At 39.4% G+C, this 18172-nt stretch carries 19 protein-coding genes and 1 tRNA gene; 15 read left to right on the forward strand and 5 right to left on the reverse strand.

Features of this window, described 5'->3' with window-relative positions:
• The first annotated feature begins 115 nt into the window (after positions 1-115).
• Positions 116-1072, forward strand: coding sequence for a hypothetical protein (locus MST18_RS05310; protein WP_180132885.1), 957 nt, complete (start codon positions 116-118; stop codon positions 1070-1072).
• An 11-nt stretch (positions 1073-1083) separates the two neighbouring features.
• Positions 1084-1950, forward strand: coding sequence for a histone deacetylase (locus tag MST18_RS05315; RefSeq protein ID WP_180132884.1), 867 nt, complete (start codon positions 1084-1086; stop codon positions 1948-1950).
• A 52-nt stretch (positions 1951-2002) separates the two neighbouring features.
• Here MST18_RS05315 and nadB read toward each other — a convergent pair whose 3' ends face one another.
• Positions 2003-3649, reverse strand: a complete 1647-nt coding sequence (nadB, locus tag MST18_RS05320) for an L-aspartate oxidase (RefSeq protein ID WP_180132883.1) — start codon at positions 3647-3649, stop codon at positions 2003-2005.
• Between the two features lie 228 nt (positions 3650-3877).
• On the opposite strand from nadB, the gene MST18_RS05325 reads away from it, so the two are divergent.
• The 12 genes from MST18_RS05325 (at position 3878) to MST18_RS05380 (ending at position 14097) form a co-directional block, all read left to right on the forward strand.
• Positions 3878-5260 carry a Do family serine endopeptidase gene (locus MST18_RS05325; protein ID WP_111883975.1) on the forward strand — a complete coding sequence of 461 codons (1383 nt, stop codon included), beginning with the start codon at positions 3878-3880 and terminating at the stop codon, positions 5258-5260.
• Between the two features lie 119 nt (positions 5261-5379).
• On the forward strand, positions 5380-5829 hold the full coding sequence (locus tag MST18_RS05330; protein ID WP_180003252.1) for a thioesterase family protein: 450 nt from the start codon (positions 5380-5382) through the stop codon (positions 5827-5829).
• A 195-nt stretch (positions 5830-6024) separates the two neighbouring features.
• Entirely contained in the window at positions 6025-7842 is a 1818-nt protein-coding gene (gene lepA, locus MST18_RS05335; RefSeq protein ID WP_111883977.1) for a translation elongation factor 4, read from the forward strand.
• Between the two features lie 21 nt (positions 7843-7863).
• Positions 7864-8691, forward strand: coding sequence for a signal peptidase I (gene lepB, locus MST18_RS05340; RefSeq protein ID WP_180132882.1), 828 nt, complete (start codon positions 7864-7866; stop codon positions 8689-8691).
• A gap of 20 nt (positions 8692-8711) precedes the next feature.
• A complete protein-coding gene (locus MST18_RS05345; protein WP_180132881.1) occupies positions 8712-9083 on the forward strand; it encodes a DUF4845 domain-containing protein in 372 nt (123 codons plus the stop codon).
• Positions 9055-9753, forward strand: a complete 699-nt coding sequence (rnc, locus tag MST18_RS05350) for a ribonuclease III (RefSeq protein ID WP_111883979.1) — start codon at positions 9055-9057, stop codon at positions 9751-9753. The genes MST18_RS05345 and rnc overlap by 29 nt, the downstream gene beginning before the upstream one ends.
• Positions 9753-10781 (forward strand): GTPase Era, encoded by a 1029-nt coding sequence (gene era / locus MST18_RS05355; protein ID WP_067765139.1) that lies wholly within the window; start codon positions 9753-9755, stop codon positions 10779-10781. Before rnc ends, era begins: the two co-directional genes overlap by 1 nt.
• A gap of 31 nt (positions 10782-10812) precedes the next feature.
• Entirely contained in the window at positions 10813-11007 is a 195-nt protein-coding gene (locus MST18_RS05360) for an NF038104 family lipoprotein (RefSeq protein WP_078192000.1), read from the forward strand.
• An 8-nt stretch (positions 11008-11015) separates the two neighbouring features.
• The gene (gene recO / locus MST18_RS05365) at positions 11016-11732 is read left to right on the forward strand and encodes a DNA repair protein RecO (RefSeq protein ID WP_180132941.1); all 717 of its coding nucleotides are present in this window, start codon (positions 11016-11018) and stop codon (positions 11730-11732) included.
• 9 nt (positions 11733-11741) lie between these two features.
• Positions 11742-12467, forward strand: a complete 726-nt coding sequence (gene pdxJ / locus MST18_RS05370) for a pyridoxine 5'-phosphate synthase (RefSeq protein ID WP_180132880.1) — start codon at positions 11742-11744, stop codon at positions 12465-12467.
• A 16-nt stretch (positions 12468-12483) separates the two neighbouring features.
• The gene (locus MST18_RS05375; RefSeq protein ID WP_180132879.1) at positions 12484-13137 is read left to right on the forward strand and encodes a tRNA-(ms[2]io[6]A)-hydroxylase; all 654 of its coding nucleotides are present in this window, start codon (positions 12484-12486) and stop codon (positions 13135-13137) included.
• A 135-nt stretch (positions 13138-13272) separates the two neighbouring features.
• A complete protein-coding gene (locus tag MST18_RS05380; RefSeq protein ID WP_180132878.1) occupies positions 13273-14097 on the forward strand; it encodes a DUF4198 domain-containing protein in 825 nt (274 codons plus the stop codon).
• A gap of 55 nt (positions 14098-14152) precedes the next feature.
• Here the strand turns inward: MST18_RS05380 and MST18_RS05385 are convergent, their stop codons facing one another.
• Positions 14153-15226 (reverse strand): hypothetical protein, encoded by a 1074-nt coding sequence (locus tag MST18_RS05385; RefSeq protein ID WP_180132877.1) that lies wholly within the window; start codon positions 15224-15226, stop codon positions 14153-14155.
• A gap of 87 nt (positions 15227-15313) precedes the next feature.
• Positions 15314-15389: transfer RNA gene (locus tag MST18_RS05390), tRNA-Asn, on the reverse strand.
• Positions 15390-15640: 251 nt separating this feature from the next.
• On the opposite strand from MST18_RS05390, the gene MST18_RS05395 reads away from it, so the two are divergent.
• Positions 15641-16099: a hypothetical protein gene (locus MST18_RS05395; RefSeq protein ID WP_180132876.1), complete on the forward strand. Its 459-nt coding sequence runs from the start codon at positions 15641-15643 to the stop codon at positions 16097-16099.
• A gap of 50 nt (positions 16100-16149) precedes the next feature.
• Here MST18_RS05395 and MST18_RS05400 read toward each other — a convergent pair whose 3' ends face one another.
• Positions 16150-16584: a PaaI family thioesterase gene (locus MST18_RS05400; protein ID WP_180132875.1), complete on the reverse strand. Its 435-nt coding sequence runs from the start codon at positions 16582-16584 to the stop codon at positions 16150-16152.
• A gap of 325 nt (positions 16585-16909) precedes the next feature.
• Positions 16910-18136: a pyridoxal phosphate-dependent aminotransferase gene (locus tag MST18_RS05405; RefSeq protein WP_111883988.1), complete on the reverse strand. Its 1227-nt coding sequence runs from the start codon at positions 18134-18136 to the stop codon at positions 16910-16912.
• Positions 18137-18172: the final 36 nt, after the last annotated feature.

Consider the following 18172-nt stretch of genomic DNA (forward strand, 5'->3'; position numbering starts at 1 on the left):
TTTTCTGCGTAGTGTATTTTTATTTGCATAATTTCAAGAGCTTAGTGGAAATCAATCAACTCATAAGTGTTATTTTAAATCTATAATTGAATCACAGATTTGATTGGTTAAATACATGACTGCTACTGCACATGAAGTTGTTCGGCTCTTTCAGGAGTATACATATCCTTTGTCAGAAAAATTGACAGAAATGTTGAATGAGCATTACTCACATCAAACTGAACGGCGTGGCTGTGGCTATACCCAAGCCACACGTGTGTTAGCTGAATATATTAATTTGCCGCGTGCATCACATGAATTTCAAGATCTCAAACTCTTTGATCAATATGACACGCATGGTTTACGCAAAATTTTAGATCATAGTCGTGCTTATCATTTAGATTTGTCTAGTTGGCGTCATCTAGATTTAAATCAAAATATTCAGCAATTGAAACAATCCCCAGACTTTTACGAGGTTTTACAGAAAGAATTGCATTTTCAAAAAAGTTTGCGTCAAATTCAGCAACATGCAAATTTGGAAGAAAGTAAGCTTATTTGTACCTTGATTGAAGATCTGATTTTGCCAAAATCGTCAACTGAAAACCAAATCGTTGAAGTACAAGCACTGGCTAAAAAGCCAAAAGTTGGCTCTTGTCCAATGGCTGAAAATTTCTTTTTAAAAATTGCACATCGACGTGTATTTCGTAGCGGTGAAATTAATATTTTTGTAGATGAATACGGTCAGCCCTTATTTATGGAAAAATTAAATATGGGGGATAACCATTCTTGTATCAGCTTGAAACCTGTACTCATGAATGGTGTTCGTATTCCAGCGGGTTCACTTTTTTCCGTGAGTTATGATGCAGAACAATTAGTTGAAAAACGACAAAATCGTGAGTTTAAAGGTTTTGTGATTCCTTATCAGGCCATTTCTGGGTGGTGGTTTTTACGCTTAACGACTTTGTCAGTGTCGCCTCAAAATCGAAAGCGTGCCTTCAGTACACATTTTCAGCAGCAAGTGGATAATGGTCTGTATAGCCCAGGTACGACTGAGCTTCAGCAATTAATTGATGTGGCAATAGCGCAACTTTGAGTGTTTCCATCATGTTAGATGTATGCTTTTCGCCAAAATATTTTGCTCATACTCATACCAATAGTATGGAAAAATTATTAGCAGTTGGAACAGCTTTAGAACAATGGCAGAACATCAGAATACATGAGCCTGAGTGTATCGACGCTGAAATTTTAAGCCAAGTACATGATCCTGTTTATGTGGATGCTTTTATGACAGGGCAGCCCGCTAAGCTTGCGACCTTTTCAGGTTTTAAGCCTTGGAATACTCAGCTTCGAGATGCCGTGTTGAGAATCAATGCAGGGCAGTTGATGGCAGCAGATTTGGCTTTAAAAAAAGGTATCGCAGCGAATGTTGCACAGGGTTTTCATCATGCAGTGTATGAATATGGCGGATCATTTTGCACATTCAATGGTTTGGCTATTGTGGCACAGCAAAATCCGAATAAAAAAATCTTTGTACTCGATTGCGATCAACATGGGGGGAATGGCACAGCTGAGTTTACTAGACGGTTAGATAACCTTTTTAATTTTAGTATTTATGGGCTACATTTTGGTTGTCCTACTTATGAACGTTCTTTAACACGGCATGTGCATAAAGATCGTGGAAATTTTACACAATATACCTTGGCTATACATGAGGGAATACAGCATGCCAAAGCATGGGGTGCAGATTTAATCATTTATCAAGCAGGAATGGATTGTCATCAAGCTGACCCATTTGGCTCATCATGGTTTAGTACCGCTTTGATACAGAAACGCGAAGAAATGGTCTTTAAATTGGCTAAACGTGCAGATATTCCGCTGATGTTTGTATTGGCTGGGGGCTATCAAAATATGAATGATCTTGTAAATCTGCACTTAGAAACTTTCAAAGCGGCATTACATATTTATGGGTAGTAAAATCAAAAAAAAGCCGACTTCATGTGCGGCTTTTTTTGATTTAAAAGTTTTAAGAGACTAACTCAGTATTAACTACAGGGCAATCAACCGTGAAATCGGGTGGACTTAACACCGTTTTACGTAGTTCGTCTGCTTGTTCAGGATAGTCTAAAGTGAAATGCAGACCACGAGACTCTTTACGTTCCATTGCACAGCGCACAATCATTTCTGATACCAATACTAAGTTACGGAGTTCAATCAGATTTTTACTGACTTGGTAATCTTGGTAATACTCGGTGATTTCACGCTTAAGCATTTCAATGCGGTGTAGGGCACGTTGGAGGCGCTTGGTTGTTCTGACAATACCGACGTAGTTCCACATGGTTTGGCGAAGTTCATCCCAATTCTGCAAAATCACCACGTCTTCATCAGGGTTGGTCACTTGCGAGTCATCCCATTCTGGGACATGAGGCGCCTGATAAGTTCCTTGATGCTGTGCTGTGATATGTGCTGAAGCACTCATACCATAGACAAAACATTCCAGTAAGGAGTTACTCGCCATACGGTTTGCACCATGTAGGCCGGTATAAGAGGTTTCCCCAATGGCATATAGGCCTGGAATATCGGTCTGACTGTTTTCATCAACCACAACGCCACCACAGGTGTAGTGTGCTGCCGGAACCACCGGAATCATTTCTTTGGTAATATCAATACCGAGTTCCATTAAGCGTGCATACAATGTTGGGAAATGTTCTTTGACAAATTCTGCAGGTTTATGGGTGATATCAAGCCAAACATGACGGATTCCTAGACGTTTGATTTCATAATCAATAGCGCGCGCTACGATATCGCGTGGTGCTAATTCGGCACGCTCATCAAAGCGCAGCATAAAGCGTTCACCATCTGGAAGACGTAAATAGGCACCTTCGCCACGCATCGCTTCGGTAATTAAGAAAGAGCGAGCTTGAGGATGATATAAACAGGTTGGATGGAATTGGTTAAACTCCATATTGGCAACACGGCAGCCTGCACGATACGCCATGGCAATACCATCACCCGTCGCAATGTCGGGATTTGATGTATATAAATATGCTTTCATGGCACCACCACAGGCAAGGGCAGTGAAGGGTGCTAAAAAGGTATGTACTTTTTCGGTTTTTTCATCTAAAGCATACAGACCGAGAGCACGGTTTTCAGTTTCAGGATTTAATTTTTGTGCCGTGATTAAATCGATTGCAATAAAATTTTCAAAAATATGAATATTGGCTTTTTCTTGCGCACGTTCAACCAATGTTGTGGAAATAGCACGACCTGTGGCATCTGCTGCATGGATAATCCGCCGGTGAGAGTGACCACCTTCACGTGTCAGATGTAACTGTTCTTGTTCGTCTAAAGTAAATTGCACACCCTGATTCAGTAGAAAATCGACAGAAGATTTACCACCTTCAACGGTTTGTTTTACCGCCGCCATTTCACATAAATGCGCACCGGCAATCATGGTGTCATTGATATGCTGTTCAATGGAATCTGTTTTATCGAGGACGGCAGCAACACCACCTTGGGCATAATATGTGCTGGCATCCGTCAGCGTCGATTTAGCTAAAACAGCAATATTAAAATGATCTGGTAGCGATAGGGCTAAACTTAGGCCTGCACCGCCACTTCCCACAATAATTACATCAAATTGATGTATCGTGTTTAAATTAGACATGTCCATCAGCTAATTTTAAAAATGTCCGATCATCACAACTGTTTTTGCCTAAAAACGCAATGACTATAAATTAACTAAATAATGAAAAATATTCATAGATCTGTAATATTTAAGGAATGTTTAAGATTGTTTATCATAAATAATCATCAAACATTTTATTACGAAGCTTAGACTTGCATTGTGATAAAAACTAACGTATTTCAAATGATAAGCACAATTGAGTGAATGCTAACAATGAATAAATCGTATTTACAAAAGGGACTCTATGCAGCTGTGTTTACGGTTGCTAGCGTGCAGACTCAGGCAGCGGGTCCTGTTGATTTTTCCAATTTGGTTGAACAAGTCAGCCCAGCTGTCGTAAGCGTGAATGTGGTTAAAAAGCTTAGTCAAGAAGAGCTTTTGCAGCAACAAGTCCCAGAAATATTACGACGCTTTTTCGGTAATCAGGTGGTTATTCCGCAGCAAAAAATGCCGCAAGAAAAGACCGGTTATGGAAGCGCATTCTTTATTAGTAAAGATGGTTATTTATTGACAAATCACCATGTGGTAGAAGATGCCTCGAAAGTCACCATTGTACTGAATGACCGCCGTGAAATTGATGCCACAGTTGTGGGTAGTGATGAGCGGACTGACGTGGCTTTGTTAAAGGTCAAAGGTTCAAATTTTCCTGAGCTACGCACAGGCAATGTTGACCGTTTACGTGTAGGTGAGCCAGTGTTGGCCATTGGTTCACCATTTGGCTTTGACTATTCAGCTTCAGCAGGAATCGTTAGTGCTAAAATGCGTAATATGATGGGAGAAACCTCGGTTCCATTCATTCAAACCGACGTGGCATTGAACCCGGGTAATTCTGGTGGTCCATTATTTAATCAGTCTGGTGAAGTGGTTGGGGTAAATTCTCGTATCTTTAGTGGTACAGGCGGTTATATGGGGTTATCGTTCTCGATTCCCATTGATGTTGCAATGGATGTTGCAGACCAATTAAAGAAAAACGGCAAGGTAACACGTGCTTATTTAGGCGTCATGCTACAAGATATCGATCGTAATCTTGCAGAGTCTTATAACCTTTCAAAACCAGAAGGTTCTTTGATTACTCAAGTTGCACCAAATTCACCTGCTGCAAAAGCTGGCTTTAAAGTGGGTGATGTCATTTTGAAGTTTAATGGCACACCAATTTCACGTACAGGCGAACTGCTGAATTATCTTAATCGTACAGGTCCAAATCAAAGTATTCAGCTTGAAGTACTGCGTGATGATAAACGCCAAAATATTTCAGCAACCTTGATCACAGCACCAGATGATACGCCTGCAAAAGCTGAAACGACATCTGTGAAAAAAGGTCCAGTGATTGGGGTGTCAATTCGCAACTTAAACGCAGATGAATTAAAACAACTGAGTCTAAAAGGCGGTGTCTTAATTCAAGATGTACGTGCAGGAGGTATAGCTTCACAAGCACGAATTCAGCCGGGGGATGTTGTCACCCAAGTTAATAATAAAGTCGTAAACAATGCTGAAGATTTTGTTAAAGTTATTTCTGAGTTGAAAAATGGTAGCATTGCACGTGTTTCTTTGATTCGTCAGGGACAGCGTGCGATTGTGGGCATGCGTATTCAGTAATGAGTTACTAAATGAAAACCACTCCAAGCGAGTGGTTTTTTAACTTTAGCGTTTTTGCAATTCACCCTTAGATAAAAATGGGTAGACTGTGGGCCACAATTTAAAATTTGCAGGACGCTATGAGCGATATCTTTGATTTAAAAATTACAGTTCAAGCTGAACATATCGACACATTAAATCATGTGAATAACGTGGTGTACGTCAGTTGGATGCAAGATGTCGCGACAGCACATATTGAAGCTTTGGGTTTAGGCTTAAAAGAATATATTGAATTGAAGCATGCCATGGTCGCTGTTGAGCATCATGTGCAATATCGTAAAGCAGCGCTCGAAGGTGAGGAGATTATTTTACGAACTTGGCTAAATGATATCAATGCATTGTATTCGTTTCGGCAGTACGTATTTTATCGCCCTAAAGACAAAGCGATATTATTTACAGGCAATACACAGTGGGCATGCATTGAAATTGCTACAGGCCGTCCAAAGCGCATGTCGCCAACATTTACCCAAGCTTATCAACCCATCGCAGATAGCATAAATCCGCTTGATTTTAGTGCTTATGATTTCTGATTTTTAATTGAAACCTCATATTAAAGCGAAGACTAGTTAAGTTCTACACGCAGGATAAGTGGTTAGCATAAAAGCAATGCATTATTTTCGATACTTTGAAAAATCCATCTGCTATAATCCTCGGCAATTTCTATTCGGCTTTTGCTATGCATAAAGAATTGCATGCATAGCGCTTTTATTTTTCCAAGGTAGCCCATGGCGCAAGCTAAAAAATCTGTTGATATAAAAAACATTCGTAACTTCTCGATCATTGCGCATATCGACCATGGTAAGTCGACGCTTGCCGACCGATTTATTCAAACTTGTGGTGGCCTGCAAGATCGTGAAATGCAGGCACAGGTTCTAGATTCTATGGAATTAGAACGTGAGCGTGGTATTACGATTAAAGCTACATCTGTGACTTTGTATTACACTCATCCTAACGGTGAAGAATACCAGCTTAACTTTATTGACACACCTGGGCACGTTGACTTTTCTTATGAAGTTTCACGTTCACTTGCTGCATGTGAAGGCGCATTATTGGTTGTCGATGCTGCACAAGGTGTCGAAGCACAGTCTGTTGCTAACTGCTATACAGCAATTGAACAAGGTTTAGAAGTCCTACCTGTTTTAAATAAAATTGATTTGCCGCAAGCAGAGCCAGAGCGTGTTATTCAAGAAATTGAAGACATTATTGGTATCGAAGCGACTGAAGCACCTACATGTTCAGCTAAAACCGGTCTAGGCATTGAAGGGGTGCTTGAAACACTAGTCAATGTCATTCCTGCACCCGAAGGCGATCGTAATGCACCATTACAAGCCTTAATTGTTGACTCTTGGTTCGACAACTATTTGGGCGTGGTTTCTTTAGTTCGTATTAAAGAAGGTCGTGTGCGTAAAGGCGATAAAATGTTGATGAAATCAACTGGTCAAACGCACATTATCACCTCAGTAGGTATTTTTAATCCTAAACATACAGAAACTGACATGCTCGAAGCAGGTGAAGTTGGTTTCGTGATTGCGGGTATTAAAGATATTTTTGGTGCTCCAGTTGGTGATACGATTACCTTGGCAACTACACCAGAAGTTGAAAGCTTACCGGGTTTCAAAAAAGTGAAACCACAGGTCTATGCAGGTTTATTCCCAATCGATTCAAGTGAATTTGAACCGTTCCGTGAGGCGCTGCACAAACTGCAAATTAATGACTCAGCGTTGTTCTTTGAACCTGAAAGTTCAGATGCACTTGGTTTTGGCTTCCGTTGTGGCTTCTTGGGTATGCTGCACATGGAAATTGTACAAGAACGTTTAGAACGTGAGTATGATCTGGACCTGATTTCTTCAGCACCAACCGTAATTTATGAAGCGGTGATGAAAAATGGTCAAACCATTTATATCGACAGTCCTTCTAAAATGCCTGATGGTTCAACAGTTGAAGACTTACGTGAGCCAATTGCTGAATGTCACATTTTAGTACCGCAAGAATACTTGGGTAATGTGATGACTTTATGTGTTGAACGTCGCGGCGTTCAAAAGAATATGAAGTTTATGGCGAACCAAGTGGCCATTACGTTTGAAATCCCAATGGCTGAAGTAGTGATGGATTTCTTTGATAAATTGAAATCATGTTCACGCGGTTTTGCATCGTTAGATTATAACTTTGTGCGTTTTGAGAGTTCATCTCTAGTTAAGGTGGATGTGTTAATCAACGGTGAAAAAGTTGATGCCTTGGCCATGATTTGCCACCGACAAGATGCTCGCCATCGTGGTATTGCACTTGTGGAAAAAATGAAAGATTTAATTCCACGTCAAATGTTCGATGTGGCTATTCAAGCAGCGATTGGTGCACAAATCATTGCACGTTCAACTGTAAAAGCGATGCGTAAAAACGTTTTGGCTAAATGTTATGGTGGTGACGTGTCGCGTAAGAAGAAACTTCTTGCGAAACAAAAAGAAGGTAAGAAACGTATGAAACAAGTGGGCAGCGTCGAAATCCCACAAGAAGCGTTCCTTGCTGTATTGAAAGTAGAAAGATAATAAATAGAGGTTTATGAGCTCATGGATTTTGACTTTAATTTGATCCTTGTTCCTGCCACAGTCATTTTTTTCTTAATTTGGCTGTTGGATAAGTTTGTCTGGAAGCAACGGCAGACCAAAGGTAAAGGAAATGAAAATGTCGTTATCGCATGGGCTTATGATTTCTGGCCGATTCTAGCGATAGTTTTGGTGATGCGTTCATTCTTATATGAGCCATTTAATATTCCATCAGACTCTATGGTTCCAACTTTAGAGACAGGTGATTTTATTGTGGTGAATAAATATCAGTATGGCGTACGTTTACCTATCGTCAATAAAAAAATTCTTGATGTCGGTGAACCTGAGCGTGGAGATGTAATTGTATTCCGTTATCCACCACAACCAACCATCAGCTATATTAAACGTGTAGTTGGTTTACCAGGTGATCATATTATTTACGATCATGGTCAACTGAGTGTAAATGGTCAAAAAGTGGCAAAAGTTCCAGTTGAATTTAGTCGTGAAAAAGATCAACTCGATACACCTACATCGATTTATCATAAAGAAACCATGGGTAAGCATACGTTTACCATGCGTGAGCTTGAAGGCGTCAATGTCGCGCGCCAAGCACCATTTATCAACTATGTTGAAAATGGTAAATATTCAACAGAAAATGGTTTATATTGGGAAGTTAAGGTTCCTGAAGGTCACTATTTCGCGATGGGGGATAATCGCGATCAAAGTGCGGACAGTCGTTTTTGGGGCTTTGTGCCTGAAGAAAACCTCACTGGACGTGCTTTTTACAAGTGGATGCATAAGGAATCTGGTTTAAAACTGCCTTCATTTAGTCGTAATGGCAGTATTGATTAGTCTTACATCAGGAAAATAAAATGAGACATCAACGGGGAACGTCTTATATTGCAATTTTAATTGCTGTGATTGGTTTTGCTTTTTTAGCTAAAGCTTTAATTGCGGTTTGGGGACCGTATGTTGACGATCGTCTCGTCAACAATGAAATTGAAGAATTGATGAAGAGCAGTCCTAAAAATATTGCTCCGAGTAAGTTTGAGTCACAAATGTCACAGCGTTTAGATATGAATGGTGTACGTGATTTAAATTTTAAAGATATTGCACAAGTAAACAATGATAATGGTTTACGAGTGGAAAAAAATTATGAAATAAGAAAACCTTTCTTATTGAATATTGATATTGTGTTGAAGTTCGAGAAAAGTTTTGATCAAAGCTCAGTCCAAGCTAAATGAAGCTCGTTTAGCAAGTCGTATCGGTTATCAGTTTAAACAACCTGAATTGTTGCAACTGGCCTTGACCCACCGATCGGTGAGCCATAAATACAATTATGAGCGCCTAGAATATCTGGGCGATTCATTATTGGGTATGATAATTGCCAATTATCTGTACCATGCCTACCCGCATGAAAATGAAGGGCGTCTAACGCGTATGCGTGCGACACTGGTTCGTCAGGAAGCGCTAGGAAAAATTGCCAATGACTTAAAACTCAGTCAAGAATTAATCTTGAGTACAGGTGAGTTGAAATCTGGCGGTCATCATCGTGAGTCTATACTTGCGGATACCGTTGAATCGATCATTGGTGCAATCTATGTCGATTGTCAGGATTTAAAAATTCTGGAACCGATTGTTCTTAAATGGTATGTGCCATATTTAGATCATATTGAACCAACTGATCAACTGAAAGATCCTAAATCACGTTTGCAGGAGTATTTACAAGCACGTAAAAAACCTCTCCCGGTTTACGAGGTTGTAGATATTCAGGGTGATGCTCCGAACCAACATTTTAAAGTTGAATGTACAGTTGAAGGGCTCCCTGTTAAATACGGTGAAGGTTCAAGCCGTCGCTTTGCTGAACAGGCAGTAGCGGCAGAAATCTTAGAAATTTTGGAGAAAAAGTCTTAATGACTACTCATTCCGATCACGTAGATGCTGATCACGAGTCGCAAGGCGACAGTAACGATTTAATTAGTCAGTTTTTTAGTGCACAAGGCACTGAAATTCCTGCCGATTTTAAAAGTGGGTTTGTGGCGATTGTTGGTCGTCCAAACGTGGGTAAATCAACGTTGATGAACCATATTTTGGGTCAAAAACTTTCCATTACCTCTCGTAAACCACAGACCACACGTCATAAAATTGTGGGTATTGACTCACGCGAAAAATCTCAAGCGGTATTTGTAGATACCCCGGGGATGCACAAAAAAGAAGTCCGTGCCATCAATAAAATGATGAACCGTGCGGCACATTCTGCACTTCGTGATGTGAACTTAGTTTTGTTTGTGATTGATGCAGACAAATGGACACAGAATGATGATTTAGTGTTAGAAAAGCTAAAAAATGCCGATATGCCGGTTATTCTTGTGATCAATAAAATTGATACACTAGAAAATAAAAACCATGCATTACCCTTGATACAAGAGCGTGCAAAATTGATGAATTTTGCAGAAATTGTTCCTGTATCAGCGTTGCGCGGTGCAAATTTAGATCATTTGCGCAGCACGATTGAGAAATATTTACCATTTCAACCACCACTGTATTCACTTGAGCAATTAACGGATCGTTCAGAGCGCTTCCTTGCGTCTGAAATTATTCGTGAAAAAATCATGCGTCAATTGGGTGAAGAGCTTCCTTATGATTTAACGGTTCAAATTGAGTCGTTTAAAACAGAAGAAGCAACAGTTAATCCAAAAACTGGTCGTCCTAAAGCGGCGTGTACCTATATTGATGCGACGATTTTCGTCGATCGCTCTGGCCAAAAAGCCATTGTTATTGGTGAGAAGGGTGCCAAACTGAAGAAAATCGGTATGGATGCACGTGTAGATATGGAAAAAATGTTCGAGCAAAAGATCATGTTGACGCTTTGGGTGAAAGTCAAAGGTGGTTGGTCTGATGATGAACGTGCATTGAAAAGCTTGGGTTATAGCGATATCTAATCGTTAAATAACAAACTTTGAGGGAAGAGTAATGATGAAAGTATTAGCTGTAGTGGCATGTGTTTTGTTTCTACAAGGGTGTATTCATAAAATCGTTACTGTTCCTGTCAAAGTGGCTTATAAAACCACAAAAGGCGTGGTTAAAGGTACTGCTGCAGTTGTGGGTGCAGTCATTCCAGATGGGGATGAAGATGAAGACGACAAGAAAAAGAAAGACAAGGATTAATATTTTAAATCATGCGTAATGAGATACTGCATGGTTATTTAATTCACCATCGTAAATATCGTGAAAAAAGTCATATTGTGCACTTGTTTACTCAGGAGCATGGTCGAATTGATGGTATTCTCAGGCAAACGCCACCTCCCCAGTATCAACCAATTTGCTTGCAAGCATCTGGTAAGTCCGAACTTAAAAACTTTAGTAAACTCGAAATTGTAAATCAACCGATTTTCTTTTTTGGTGATGCTTTTTTTTCAGGATTTTATCTAAATGAAGTCTTATTGAGGCTATGTCCGTTAGAGGTTGAGATGCCTGAGACATTTGCTCAATATGCACACACCTTGGAAAAACTTCAATGCATGTCTGTCCAGGCCTACCCTGATCTATTCTTACGGCAAATCCTTAGACAATTTGAGTATGTGCTGCTTGAAGAGTTGGGTTTTGCGTTGGATTTTTCAACTGATGCAAATCAACAGCAAATTCAGCCTCATGAAAATTATCAATTTCATTTAAACGAAGGTTTTCAACCTGTCATTAAAGCCTCACGTGCTACATTGTCAGGTCAACATATTTTAAGTATGTGTGATTATGAAAAAGGTGGGGAATTTAATCCTGAACAGTTACAATTACTGTCTAAGTTGTACCGACAAATGATTACTTCCTTGCTTGGCGATCGTCCATTAAAAAGTCGTCAATTGTGGATACAGAATTCTCAAACTCAACGTCATTAGGAAAGAATTATGGCAGCTTTGCTTGGTGTAAATATTGACCATGTGGCAACACTACGAAATGCACGTGGGACAACTTATCCAGATCCTGTGAATGCCGCAATTATTTGTGAGCAAGCGGGGGCGGAAGGGATTACGCTGCATTTACGTGAAGATCGTCGCCATATTAAAGATGATGATGTACGTCGTATGCGTTCTGTATTAAAAACCCATATGAATCTTGAAATGGCAGTGACCAATGAAATGGTTGAATTTGCCAAAGAGATTCAGCCGCATCATGTATGCTTTGTTCCTGAAAAGCGTGAAGAAGTCACGACTGAAGGCGGTCTAGATGTGGTTGGGCATTTTGAAGATGTAAAAAACGCGACTCAAGCACTTGCGGCGATTGGTTGCGAAGTTTCATTATTTATTGATGCTGACTTTGCTCAAATTGATGCAGCGATTGCCTGTGGTGCGCCTACGATTGAGTTGCATACAGGTGCATATGCAGATGCTGAAACACCTGAAGCGCAGAAGGCAGAGCTGGAACGTATTATTCAAGGTGCTGAATATGCCGCATCTAAAGGTTTGATTGTGAATGCTGGCCATGGCTTAAATCTTGACAATGTCACTCCGATTGCGCGCATTGCGCAAATTCATGAACTAAATATTGGTCACTCGATTATTGCTGATGCAGTGTTTATTGGATTGGCACAGTCTGTAAAACAAATGAAAGCTGCGATTAAATCTGCACGTTAATTTTTAAGTAAAGTATATGTCAAATATTGATTATGATGCCCTAATGAAGCCAGTCATTGGCTTCTTGGGGTGTGAAACACCAAAAGCATGGTTAGATGAAGCTTTAAATAATTTGGGTATCCTGATGCAGGATCATGCCAATTGTGAAAAGAAAGCAGCAAGTACAGCAATGAATTTGATGTTTCGTTATAGTTTTTTCTCGAATTTACAAATCAAACTGGCACAGCTAGTACGTGAAGAAATGCTGCACTATGAGCAAGTGCTGGAACTGATGGCAAAACGTGGTCAGGAATGGACTGCAATCAGTGCTGGTCGGTATGCAGGTGGTCTACGTAAAGAAGTGCGGACTTACGAGCCAGAAGCGTTAATTGATATCTTGGTGATTGGCGCATTTGTTGAAGCACGGTCATGTGAGCGTTTCTATGCGCTTGCACCACATGTGGATGAAGAGTTGGGGCGTTACTACCGCTATTTGCTAAAGTCTGAATCACGCCATTATGAGGACTATTTAGCATTGGCCATGGATGTGGCGACGACCAATAAGCTAAAGAATCCGAAAGAAGATATTCAGATGCGTATTGAGCATATTCGTGAAGTTGAAAAAAATCTGATTAGCAGCCCAGATGATTTATTCCGCTTTCATAGTGGTGTGCCAGTCAAAGCAGCTTGATAAAAAATCCTCCAGAATGGGGGATTTTTTATGCACTTAAAATAAATGATAATAAGAATTATTTACATTTATCTCGATTGAATCTAAAATGAAACGATCTCTATGAATCAAACAATTTAAGCTCACTTATTTAATATGAAATTACAATTCACTTTACTCTTTATCGCTTTGTGTACGGTTGGTCAGGCTGAAGCGCATTATCCTTATGTGGCGCCATTAAACTATCAAACATTTAATAATCATAGTGCCATTCTTTCTGGTTTTTATGACAATCCGTTTGTTTCTGAAATAGCCATTAAAAACTTTAATTTCCATGTACATACACCATCAGGTGATAAGCTGCATTTAACAGATGCCGATTGGGTAAAAACGCAAACGGTCAGCAGTTATAGTTTAGAAAATAAGCAGGATGGCACGTATCGTATTCGTGGTGAAAAACAGGGAAGTACAGCGCGTTTTGCTTATGATCAAAAGCAGTGGAAAGCGTTAATTAATGGTGCGCGTGATCTTCAAAAAACTGTGAATGCAAATGTTATTTACACAGCGGAGTTGTCTAAAAAGTCGCAAATCAAAAGCATTCAAACCCAAGAAATCATTGAAACTTTTGTATCACGTCGTGTAACGTCTACACAAGTGGTGAATCATTTACATGATGGTTTTGATGTGCAATTTAAAACTCATCCGAATGCCATTATGCAAAATGAGCCAGTACAACTGAAAGTGCTAGATCAGAAAAAAGCGGTTGCGGGTTTGCAGATTGAAATTTTGCAGCAAACGACGGATTACAGCCGTGAAGGAAAGGTTTATAAAACGCTTAAAACTGATCAAGATGGAAACTTAAATTTAAACCTAGCAGATCGTGGTCAGTATTTACTGAAAATTGACTATCAACAGCCTTTTGAAATGAAGGGAGACGCATTAAAACGATATAAATATACCTTGAGTTTTAATGTGATCTGAGGTGATAAAAAGAGAAAAAGCTCTGCGATTTGCGGAGCTTTTTTATGAAAATGATTTAGCTATCTTTAGGTTCAAGATAAAACATCGATAAACCTATCAATAAAATTAAACTGGTTTGAGTGAAAAAGTGTTTATTAAAACCACCATAATATTGCTGCGAATAGCCTGCAATCAGTAAATAACCCGTTAAATAGAGCAATCGATAATATCGGCTCTCAAAACAATAACAGATACTTGCAAAACATAAAATCAGGCAACCAATGACCATATAGTGGATATCCCAAATGATGGTGTTGATAGCAAATAAAAGTGCTGAAAGTGCGCCGATAGATAAATTACGAAGGCTTTCAAGCCCTTGAAAAATGTGCATCAAAGCGAATGTGAAGAGTGGCAATAGAGCAAGTGCATATTTTATTCTTATACTGTTTTGCGTCATGAGCATATAATTCTGCTGTTTCTCAACAATGGGGCTAGTACTGATGCTTAGGCGAAGCCATTGCAGGGTTAAGTGTTCAGGGATGTTGGCTTTAACTAAAAATTTGAGTGTGGCTTGCGGTGGAATAATATAATTTTGTTGGAAATCATGGCCATAAAACATCCAAGACTTATTGGTTTCCAATGTGTGATATTTCGTATTTGTTTGAGTTGAGATGTTAAAGAGTTGTCCACTTGCATTTAACCCAGCTTTCATACATGGTGTTTCTTTTTCGTGAACAATACATAACGGCAGTACCGAAATTTCAAGATCTTTTCGAGTTTGTTGCTGACCTGCAAAATCAATATGAACATACAGTTGATCGGATTGGTTTTGCAGTGTAATCGGTGTGCTCGCCCAATATTGTCCTTCTGTCATCTCGTTCAATACAGATTCAGATATTTCCGGAATAGTATTGTGATTTTGAATCTGCTGAGGTGGAATCAACCATTGTAGGCTGCTGTCAAGAAGGGTGTTGGTTTCACTATTATATAAATTGGGTGGCGTTTTGAAATGTTGCTCAATTTCACTTTCGGGTGTGCAGCTCACCAAATAAATTGCAAATGGGCTGATAATAATTAAAAGAAAAATGAATGCAGTGAGGTAGTGTCTTAAGGCAGTTTTATTTGATTCAGCATCAACTTGAATGAACATTTTTTTATTTTAATGACAATGACTTATAGATTATATGTAAATCATAGGCATTAAAAAAGCCCATTTAAATAAATGGGCTTTAGAATTTGGCTCTCCAACCTGGGCTCGAACCAGGGACCTGCGGATTAACAGTCCGTCGCTCTACCGACTGAGCTATTGGAGAATCTGAATGCGATTATAAGCAGATTTTGAGGAGGGTCAAGCTAAAAATACGAATATGAGGAGAAATGCGTGATAGATGTTTTTTATTTGAACAAAAAGAATGATTTTTTAGAAAAAATGAATCTTAGGCTTGCAAAGAAAAAATTCAATTGATAGTCTGAATGCAACAACAGAGCGTTTAAACATATGTTTAAACAGTGTGGATTTAAACCCAACTTGCCAGCACTAAAATGGCTAAACAGGAGAAAGCGAATGAATACGCTGACTATTTCTCAGATTTTTTCAAATTTTTCTTTTTACCAAGAAAACTATCTTTCCATTATCTGTAACCAAGAGCAATATCAAACACCTGTCGAAGGTGCATACGTTGACGTTTGGCCTTTGGGTCGACGTGACTTGGTATTAGGTGACTTATTACAACTGTGGTTTAGTGAAAAATGGTTGATCAACGAGCCATGTCATTTACGTTTTGAACATCAAGATGATGGTCGTCGTGTGCCTTTGCAACGCAAGCAAGACTTGTATTTATACCAATTGGCAGGTAATGCATTATCAGGCTCAAATCGTTCTAAAGTATGGTCTATTTCAGAACAACGGGAACTTCATGTTGAGTTAGATAGTGCTTTAAAATATTACTGCTTTCAAAAGGGCAGTAATCGCATTGATCTAAGCGAAGGCCAATTAATTCGCGCCTTACATTCAGCAATTTAAGTTTGAATCATCATCTGCTCGCATTGAATTGTGAGCAGAAAAATAAAATATTAAGGACGTATAATCATGCAGGTTGCAGTTTCATGCGCATAAAGCTTGCCATTGTCATCAATAATTTTCCCTTCAGAAATCCCTAAATTTTTACTGATATTAATTAAATGGCCTATTGCGGTTAAATCTTGATTTTTAGGGATAGGTCGACACATTTTTATATTGAGATCAATGGTGCCATAGCCTATACCAGCTTCTAATGCCGAGTGTACGACACACCCTGTAACTGTATCTAAGACTGTTGCTGCAAAGCCACCATGCACACCACCAAGTGGATTTAAATGGCGCTGATCGGCTTTTACAACAAACTCTACATTACCTTGCTCAATCTTTTTGGGTTGCATTGGAATAATTTCACTAATGCTTGCAGGTGGAATTTGGCCTTGCATCATTGCCTTTAAAATTTCTAGTCCAGTCATTTCTTTGATGTTCATTGGTATATCTCTGGATAGGTTAGTTTTGTGGTTGTTTTGGGTTCTAAAATGGAACTTATTTAAATAACATAGCTGAAAACGTAAAAAGAATGCAAACTAAAGATTTGAATATGAAGGTTAGTTTTAGGTTTTATCGTTTGGTTTTTTAATATTTAAGTCGATTTGAAGGAAGTCAAATGGGCTGGATGAGCTTTCTTATTTAGTTTGTACCGCGAAAAAAATTGATCAAAAGCGTGTAGAAGTGAAGCGTATTAATTTATTTTTTTGATGAGTATAAAAAAACCCGCGAATATCGCGGGTTTTTTGATTTGATCTTTGGATCAAATTATTTTTCAGCAGCAATTGAAGCAATCGCAGCGTCTACGCCTTCGATTGAGTCAGCAGCTTTCTTGATACGTGCAAGCGCATCTACAAGAACTTCGTCTGCAGTTGCATAAGAAATACGCATATAACCACCTAGACCGAACGCATCACCTGGAACTACTGCAACACCAGTTTCTTCCAATAACCATGCAGAGAATTCTGTGCAAGATTTTAAACCTTTTGCACGAATCAATGGACGGATGTTTGCGTATGCATAGAATGCACCATCAGCAGGAAGGCAAGTAATACCGTTGATGTCGTTCAAGCCTTTCACAACTAGGTCGTGACGGCGTTTGAATGCTTCAATCATTGGCTCAAGAACGTCTTGAGGGCCATTCAATGCAGCTTCAGCAGCAACTTGCGAAATAGAAGTTGGGTTTGAAGTTGATTGAGATTGGATTTTTTTCATCGCACCAATAAGTTTAGCAGGGCCCGCTGCGTAGCCAATACGCCAGCCAGTCATTGCATAAGCTTTAGATACACCGTTAAGAACGATTACGCGATCGTAAAGGTCTGGTGCAACTGTTGCGATGTTGTAGAATTCGTCGTCCCAACGGATTGGTTCGTACATGTCATCAGAAGCAACTAAAACTTCTGGGTATTTACGTAGTACGTCAGCTAAAGCAAGCAATTCTTCTTTAGTGTAGATCATACCTGTTGGGTTAGAAGGGCTGTTTAGAACCACTAAACGAGTTTTGTCAGTGATTGCAGCTTCTAATTGAGCAGGCGTAATTTTGAAACGTTGGTCTTCACCACATTTCACGATTACAGGAGTACCTTCAGCAATGATCACCATGTCTGGGTAGCTTACCCAGTAAGGAGCAGGGATAATTACTTCGTCACCTTTGTTTAACAAAGCAAGTGCCAAGTTAAAGAAAGATTGTTTACCACCACAAGAAACCAAGATTTGGTTTGCAGCGTAATCAAGGTTATTGTCGCGTTTTAATTTAGCAATAATTGCTTTTTTAAGACCTGGAGTACCGTCAACAGCTGTATATTTAGTGAAGCCATTGTTGATAGCAGCAATTGCAGCATCTTTGATGTGTTGTGGGGTATCGAAATCCGGTTCACCTGCGCCTAAACCAATTACGTTTTTACCAGCAGCTTTCAATTCAGCAGCTTTGTTAGTAACAGCAAGTGTAGGGGACGGTTTGATGCTATTTACACGATCAGACAGACGTACGTCCACGGCAGTATTCCTTCTTATAGGGATTAAAAAATAAAA

The sequence above is a fragment of the Acinetobacter sp. YH12068_T genome, assembly GCF_024606005.1.
Taxonomy (GTDB): Bacteria; Pseudomonadota; Gammaproteobacteria; order Pseudomonadales; family Moraxellaceae; genus Acinetobacter; species Acinetobacter amyesii.